Source organism: Halovivax sp. (assembly GCA_007119345.1).
Lineage (GTDB): Archaea > Halobacteriota > Halobacteria > Halobacteriales > Natrialbaceae > Halovivax.
Map to the genome: position 1 here is coordinate 1 of SKPV01000215.1, position 8,260 is coordinate 8,260.

An 8,260-nucleotide genomic window follows, 5' to 3' on the forward strand; every position below is an offset into this window, starting at 1 on the left:
GACGACGAGACGACCGGAGACGACGAGACGACCGGAGACGACGAAACGGATGGGAGCGAACAGTCGTCGGCGCCGGGAGAACTGACGGAGGGGGAGATCGTCGATCGATTCGTCGCCTCCCTGGTGGAATCGGGCGTCGAGCCGGTGTTCGCGGAGCGCGTCGAGGAGGTCTTCGACGTCGTTTACGACGCGTCGGGGGGATCGGCCGAGGACGTGAGGGTCGAGATCGAGGTCGTCGGGGATGCGTACATCGACGCCGTCCTCGACGGGCTTCCGACCGACCGCCTCTACGCGACCAGCCGAGATCCAGCCGAAGACAGGTATCTCGACTTCTTCACGATCGAGACAGAGTGGGTCGAGGCGTACCTGGACGAAGCGATCGACTGGGGAGACTATCTCGGGCTGATCCGGGACACGTTCGAAACGAACGAGGAGCCATCGGGCGCAGACGACTCCGACGGAACGGAGGATGGCGAGGGGGAGGCCGACGACGGGGACGTCGAAGAAACGGGCGAGGACGAGGAGTCAGAAGCGGACGCAGAAAACGACGATCCGACGGCCGTGGAAAGCGAAGGGGAGGACTCGGAAGCCGACGAGACTTCCGAGGAAAGCGAGGAGGCGGCCTCGGAAGACGAGGAGTGAGAGGCTCGATCGGCGGTTCGCCTTCGGGAACCGAACCCTACGTCGGCGCAACCGGCGCCCGGTTGCGAGACGGCCGATAGGCCGGCGAGTCGACGCGAACGGTCGGAGACGAATCCCTCGTCGAAGCAAGTACGGAGATTAACGTACCAGGCCACGGGAGACTCGAAGTTCTTGGTATAAATGTAATCCACACTATGCTTTATCCCTCGTGCGGTCGTACGGCCGGCTAATATGGGTAGCGCATCGCCCCGTGTGGACGATCCGTTCGCGAAGGAGGTACTGGCCACGCTGCCGGACGCCGTCCTCTCGGTCGACGAATCCGGGACGATCGTCTTCGCGAATCCGGCGGTCGAGGGGCTGCTGGGATACGCGCCGGCCGAGCTCCTCGAGCGCTCGATCGATCGGCTCGTACCCGACGCGCAACCGTCGGCGATGGCACAGATTCGCCGCGAGGCGATCGAGACGCCCCGGGACCGACCCGGGCCGGTTACGACGCTCGTCGACGACGACGGGGACGACGTTCCCGTTCGGCTCTCGGTGAGCGAAACGTCGTACGACGATCGACGATTTTACTCGGTGACGCTGCGATCGGTCCCTTCGGACGAGAACGGAGAGCGCTCGGTCGCGACGACGCGAAGCGACGATCGGCGGGTCCCGGCGGAACGACGGCTCCGGGAGGTCCTGGAGTGCGTACCGGACGGAGCCGTCGTGTTCGACCCAAACTCGGACGAGATCGTCGAGTGTAACGCCCAGTTTTGTGAGCTGCTCGGCTACGCCGCCGAGGACCTCGTCTCGCTCGGACCCTCCGGCGTCCTCGGGTACGAACTCGACCGCGTGTACGAGTTCGCGAACCGGGTTCTGGAGGAGGGGACCGGCCAGCTCGACGACCTGACGTGGGAGTGCAGTGACGGCGAGCCAGTGACGACCGACTGTTCAGCCACTCGCCTCGACCTGTACGAGGAGCCCGTCGTGATCGCGGCCGTCCGCGACGTGACGGCCCGAAGCGATTACGAACGACAGTTGGCGGCGCTCGACGAATCCAGTCGACGGTTGATGATCGCCGAAACGGACGTCGAGATCGCCGACGTCGTCGTCGACGTCGTCCAGACGGTGTTCGACCGGTCGCTTACCGCGGTATGGGGGTACGAACGCGACGTCGGCGTCCTTCGGCCGTTGGCCGCGAGCGAGGGAGCGTCCGCGCGCTCGAGCGGGCCCGGGATCACCGCGATGGGCCCGATCACGCGGGAGACGATCGAGATGGAGATCTTCCGGAGCGGGGAGCCGAGACTGATCGAGCGGTACGACGACGTCGAGGCGCCGGCACATCCAGAGATGTCCCTCGCCGCGCGGCTCGTGGTCCCGCTCGGTCCGTACGGGCTGCTGACGGTCGGTTCGCCGACGGCCGGAGACATCGACCCCGGCCACCGAGAGCTCGTCGAGATCCTCGCCCGGACCACCCGGACGGCGTTCGAACACGTCGATCGAGAGCGCGAACTTCGCCACCGCTCGGCGGCGATGGATGCCGCGACCGACGGGATCGGCATCACCGATTCGAACGGCACCTTCACGTACGCGAACGACGCCCTGGCGGAGCTGTTCGGGTACGAGGACCCGGACCAGCTCGTCGGAACGTCGTGGAAACGACGCTACGCGTCGGAAGCGGTCGACCGGCTCGAGTCCGAGGTCGTCCCGATCGTCGTCGAGCGGGGCCGGTGGCGGGGCGAAACGATCGGAAAACGCACGGACGGTACGACCTTCCCGGCGGGCGTATCGCTGAGCACGCTCGGCCGCGACGGGATCGTCTGCGTGGTCCGGGACGTCACCGACCGAAAAGCACAGGAACGTCAGCTCGAACGCCTGAACGAGGTCGCTCGCGATCTGATGCGAGCCGACACTCGCGAAGAGATCGCCCGGACCGCGGCGTGCGCCGTCGAGAACGTCTTCGACTTCGAGGTCGCCTGCGTTCGCCTCTTCGATCGGGAGACGGCGCGGCTCGAACCGGTCGCGTTGACGGACGGCGCCGAAGCGCTCCTCGAGAGCCACACGGCGTACGATCTCGAAGCCACGCTGGCGGGCCACGCCTTCCGGCGGGAGGAGACCGTCTCGACCGTCGTTCCCGACGTCGAGTTCGAGCGATCGCCGGCCGTCGAGTATCCGAGCGTGCACGTTCCGATCGGATCGGACGGCGTCGTGAGCGTCGTCCTCACCGACGACGAGGTCGACGACCGCGACGTGCGTCTCCTCGAGATGCTGTCGGTCAACGTCAGAACGGCGATCGAACGGGCCGAACGGGTTCGCCTGCTCGAAGCGCACGAACGCGAGCTGCGCCAGCAGCACGATCAGCTGGAGACGCTCCACCGGATCAACTCGCTCGTCCAGCTGATCGAGAAACACCTCGTCGAGGCGACGACCCGCCCCGAGCTGGAGGCGACGATCTGTGAGACCCTCGCGGAGTCGGAGCTGTACACCAGCGCCTGGATCGGCGACGCCGAGGTGTCCACCGGCCGGATCGTGCCGCGGGCCGGCACCGGCATCGCCGACGACGACCTCGAGGCGATCGCCGAGATGCCCCTCAAGAGCGTCGCGAACGGCACGGCCGAGCGGGCGATAGAGACGGGAGCGGTCCAGGTGCTCCGTCAGTACCGACTCGCGGGAACGGACGGCGAAGGCGAGACGGACGAACGGGTCGACGGGATAGAAGCGACGGCGGCGGTTCCGATCACTTACGGCGATCGTGTGTACGGGGTGCTGGTGGTCCACGGAGCCGCCGAGGACGTGTTCGGCGAGAACGCGATCGGCGGCTTCGAGTTGCTCGGCGAGGTCACCGGCTTCGCCATCAGCGCGATCGAGAACAGGCACATTTTGCTGTCCGATTCGATCGTCGAACTCGAGTTCGAGGTCGCCGACCCGCGTGTGTTCTACCTGCAGGTGACGGCGGAACTCGACTGTACGGCCCGGTTCCAGCGGTCGGTCCCCCTCGAGGGCGGCAAAGTCATGCACTACCACACGATCTCGGGCGCGGAGCCGGCGGCCGTCCTAGACCTCGCCGCCTCCTTCGATCACGTCGAAGAGGCGACGGCGGTCGCCGAGCGTGGCGACGGGTTCGTCCTCCAGACGGTCGCGTCGGAATCTCCCGTCGAGATGGCGCTGGATGCCGGCGCCGTCTTCCGGTCCGCGGTGGCCGAGGACGGCGTCGGTCGGCTGGTCGTGGAAGCGCCGCAGTCCGCGAACGTCCGCGAGATCGTCGATCGGTTCGAAGCGGCGTTCTCGACCGTCGATCTCCGGTCGAAGCGGGATCGCGAGCGGTCGATCCACACGGCCGAGGAGTTTCGCGACGCCGTCGCCGACCGGCTCACCGAGAAACAGCGGGCCGCGATCGAGTCGGCGTTCTTCTCGGGGTACTACGACTGGCCTCGAGAGATCACGGCCGAGGAGCTCGCGGAGTCGATGGGCGTCTCGTCCTCGACGCTTCACCAGCACCTCCGCAAGGGGATCTGGCACCTCCTGTCGGCGTATCTGCAGGATCGAACCGACTGACGATTCGGTCGGAACTCGGGCGCGGTCAACGTCACGGACGGAAGCTGGTCGAGATACGTCGGTACGTCCGATCAGGGGGCGAATGCCCTCGATACGTCCGATCCGGGGGAGAGTGTATTCGCGCGCACGATCCGGAAGCGATCGCTCTCGCTGCGCACGGTCGCCGACCGCCCGCTCGGTCGAGGAAGCCCGCCTCCGGCGACCCTCGACCACCCGGTCGACGCCCGCGCTCGGTGAAGCGGTCCGGCACGATCTCCTTGCGAATCGGACCCAAACACCTCGGTTCGCCTCCTCGCAACTACATAGGGGGACGTTTCTCCCCGTTCAGGGTACAACGTACGGCCGCTGGCGACTCGGATGGAGAGCACACGTGGATCAGCCTCACCCGGTCGAAGTCGGCGGTCGGTCGAAGTCGATGGTCGGTCGGCGGGGCCGATCGTATTCGACCGTCGGTCGGTACGGGACCCCTCACGATGTGCTCGTTCGAGTCGCCCTCGGTGACCGTCGACGGCGAGGAGCGGACCGATCGTCCGTTCGCTCGGCGTCGCCGTCATCCTCGGCCGGTCCCGACGTATCGTCGGCACGCGGTCGACGCGGTACAACGACAGATTCCCCATCATGACCTCACACATCAAACTGTACGGCTCGAAGAGCGACCGATTCGAAGAGATCAAGCGAACGATGGAAGAGCAACTGGGATACGAACCCTCGAACCCCGAAGTCGTCGGCCTCATCATGGCGACGTACGAGTCCGACGAGGATCACGAGATGCGAGTCGGCAGCGCCCGGCTGTGACCGCCGCGCGATCCTCGTCCTGTGACCGCCGCGCGATCCTCGTCCTGTGACCGCCGTGCGATCCTCGACCGAAAGCCGGGCGCGACCCGCGTGGGCGGACCGACCGTGTTTCCGACCGTACGGCCGACGGCGTGTACGGCACCAGCACGGTACGCTCCGCACGAAAGTGTCGCCGAAACGAACCCGAATCCAGGCGTAAAGGCGCGATTCGGCTACGATTGGCATCCGGGATCCGAACATCTTTGACATTCAGGATCCGCGGCGGCGACCGGCGAGTTCCGTCGCTGAGTGAACCCGTCACCGAAGCTTCCAGAATGCTCGTTCGTCGCCGCCCCAGGGCGCGAAATCGAACACCCAGTACAGTTCGGAGACGTCACCGTCGAGGTCGTACGCGAGTTTGCCGTCGGTACGCTCCCCGTTCTCGATCGAATCGAATTCGAACCGATCGAGCGCGCCGATCCGGTCGAGGGTCCTGAGGTGGCGCCGCCCGGTCGCGTCTTTGAGCTGCAGTTGGCCCGGTTCGGTGGAAAGCTCGCGACCGCTTTCGTTCGCGATTTCGACGCCGACCACCACCACGTCGCCGCCCTCCTCGGCCTGCAGGAATCCGCCGAGGTTGTTTCCCTGCTCGAGGCTGGTGACCGTGACCGTCACGCCGTCCGCCTCGACGGACTCGCCGAAGCCGCGGACGTCGACGTCGAGGTCCTGTTCGAGGTCGGCGATCTCGTCCGCTTCCCGTTCGAGGTCGACGACGATCGCACCCTCGTCCGGATCGGCGTTCGGAGCGCCCTCGATCGAGAGCCAGAGGTCGGCGAGATCGTCGGGGATCTCGAACGCGATCTCCGCCCGATCTACTTCTCCCGGGGCGAGTCGGGCGATCGACGCGACGGCCTCGGATTCCTCGAGTCGCGAGTAGGTTCGATCGGCCTCGTCACGGACCGCGACCTCGATCGACTCCTCGACGTCCGACGGTTCCCCCGCGGCGTTCTTCACGACGAATTCGACGACGAGGAACTCGTCTCCCTCGTCCGCTTCGTCCCGGTCCGCGGCCGTACGGAGATCCGACGGCTCGGAGGTTCTGTGGACGTCGCGAACGACCGCTACCCACCCGTCGCGTTCGACGAGTTCGCCGACCGCGAATTCCGTTGGCGCTTCGGAGCCGTCGTCCGCGTCGTCGCTTCCCCCGTCGTCATCGCCGTTCCCGGCATCGGAATCGTCGTCACCGGGTGCACTCTCGTTCGAGACCGCACCGCCATCGTCCGCTTCGACGGCCAGCGCCTCGGTTGACCCCCCGTCGGCCGCAGCGGTCTCGGATTCGCCGTCGGACTCCTCGCTCACACAGCCCGCGACGACGATCGTCCCCGCGACGGTGATCGCCAGAAACGTTCGGCGGTCGATACCGGTCATACGGGCTTCTCGTCACGAGCGAGGGTATACACCGGGTGAAGATCGGCGAATCTTCGGCGAGAACGTCGGCGCGATCGGGACGATAGCGAAGCCGTCGACGTCGGGAACCCGTCGCGCCGGCGTCGAAAATCTGGCGGCGACGAGCGCTCGCGCTGGACCCGTCGATCGATCGCGGCGGACGTATCGGTCGATCGGTCGGGGTGGACGTATCGGTCGATCGGTCGGGGCGGCCTCCGCGCGAACGGCGAAGAAACGGGGCGACTCGACTCCGGTTCTTCGACTCGCCTTCATCAGGACACGCGGCGTGTCCACGGTAACTGATGACGAGATCGTGCAATTACTGCGACGAGTCCGTACGCGAAAGCGAGTACGCGGACCACCTGCGACGAGCCCACGGGGAGGAACTATCCCCCATCGACCGACGACGCGTGGGGGAACCCGCCGACGACCCGGCGGAGCGAAATTACGTGCTCTACGCGGGTGCTGGAGTGCTTCTCGCCCTGTTCCTCGTCGGCTACGTCGTACTGTTCGTCGGGTTCGGCGCCGACGGCCCCTCCGCGGTCGTCCAGCCCGATGCCGACAATCCGGTTCACGAACACGGCACGATCGTGGTCGAACACGACGGCGAGACCGTCGATTTCGACGATCCTCGGTACACGTTCCGTGACGAGTGTTTCCACTTCCACGCCGCCGACAACGCCGAGGTCTGGCACACCCACTGCGAGGACGTGACGGTCGAGTACGCGCTCTCCTCGCTCGGGATGGTGGTGACCGAAGAGAGCCTCGTCGTGGACGGCGTGGAGTACCACGACGACGACCCGAACACCACCGTCTCCGTGACCGTGAACGGCGAACCGGTCGATCCCCAGGAGTACGTGCTGAACGGCGTCGGGCCGGTCGAGGACGCCATGAACGGCGACGGTGACGAAGTCCGCGTCGTGGCGGAGACGACCGACTAACCCCGTGGACCCGCACGTGGACGACGTCGTCGGTGTCACGGGGCTCGTCGACGATGCGGGGACCGGAACTGGCGTTTCTCGGTCGATCGCCCGAGATCACACGTCCGCCGTTCGAGACCCCGCCTCGGACGCTCGAGACCTCCCTCGGCCGTTCGAGGCGAGGCGTGTCCACTCGGCCGTTCGAGGCGAGGCGTGTCCAATCGACGGCGGCGACGTTGTCTATCCGTCCACCTTCGGTACTCGACCGCGTTCATCCCCGTCGATCCCACCCCGTCCTTCCCCGGGCTTCGTCCGCTCTTTTTGAACCCCCCTAGCGGAGGAGTGACCAACCTAGTCGCCTAGGTTTCAAACTAATGATACGAGAGTTCAGCGTTCTCACATTGGTGGCCATCTTGGTCTTGGCCATCACGATCGGGGCTGGCGGTGCAGCCGCAGCCAGTTCCGGTCAAGTCGGCCTCTCACAGGCCGACGACCGATGTGAAGAAAGCGAAATCAGTGAGGAAACGACGGACTCGATCGAGGAGTCCGACGAGAGTGACAGCGAGAGCAGTAGCGAGCGCGAACGCAGTAGTAGCGATCACCGCGAGCACGCGAGTGAGAGCGACGTCAGCGAGAGCGACAGCGACAGCGACAGCTCGAGCGACGTCAGCGAGACCGACGCCGACGTCAGCGAGAGCGACAGCAACAGCGACAGCGATCGCGACATGGACCGGAGCGAGTCCGAGCTCAACGACCGCGACGAGCAGCGCGACAGCTCCAGCGAGCGCGACGTCAGCGACGTCAGCGACAGTTCGAGCGACCTCAGCGAGAGCGCGATCGACGACGCGGACGTCCAGATCGACGAGAGCGAGAGCGACCTCGACAGCGATCTCAGCGAGTCCGACGAGAGTGACAGTGCGAGCGACAGCACGCACAGCGAGTCC

5 protein-coding genes and 1 pseudogene are annotated in these 8,260 nt (G+C 66.3%); 5 read left to right on the forward strand and 1 reads right to left on the reverse strand.

Going from position 1 to position 8,260, the window contains the following annotated elements:
* The 3 genes from QZT59_RS15085 to QZT59_RS15095 all read left to right on the forward strand — a co-directional run.
* On the forward strand, positions 1–642 hold a 642-nt coding region (locus QZT59_RS15085), incomplete at its 5' end, for a hypothetical protein (RefSeq protein ID WP_290818231.1).
* A 231-nt stretch (positions 643–873) separates the two neighbouring features.
* Positions 874–4,179 (forward strand): PAS domain S-box protein, encoded by a 3,306-nt coding sequence (locus QZT59_RS15090; protein WP_290818232.1) that lies wholly within the window; start codon positions 874–876, stop codon positions 4,177–4,179.
* 618 nt (positions 4,180–4,797) lie between these two features.
* On the forward strand, positions 4,798–4,974 hold the full coding sequence (locus tag QZT59_RS15095) for a hypothetical protein (RefSeq protein WP_290818235.1): 177 nt from the start codon (positions 4,798–4,800) through the stop codon (positions 4,972–4,974).
* Between the two features lie 297 nt (positions 4,975–5,271).
* On the opposite strand, the gene QZT59_RS15100 is transcribed toward QZT59_RS15095, so the two are convergent.
* On the reverse strand, positions 5,272–6,378 hold the full coding sequence (locus QZT59_RS15100; RefSeq protein ID WP_290818238.1) for a DUF4352 domain-containing protein: 1,107 nt from the start codon (positions 6,376–6,378) through the stop codon (positions 5,272–5,274).
* A gap of 320 nt (positions 6,379–6,698) precedes the next feature.
* On the opposite strand from QZT59_RS15100, the gene QZT59_RS15105 reads away from it, so the two are divergent.
* Both QZT59_RS15105 and QZT59_RS15110 read left to right on the forward strand, forming a co-directional pair.
* A complete protein-coding gene (locus QZT59_RS15105; protein ID WP_290818241.1) occupies positions 6,699–7,337 on the forward strand; it encodes a hypothetical protein in 639 nt (212 codons plus the stop codon).
* Between the two features lie 383 nt (positions 7,338–7,720).
* Positions 7,721–8,260, forward strand: a pseudogene (locus QZT59_RS15110) (hypothetical protein); the annotation flags it as partial.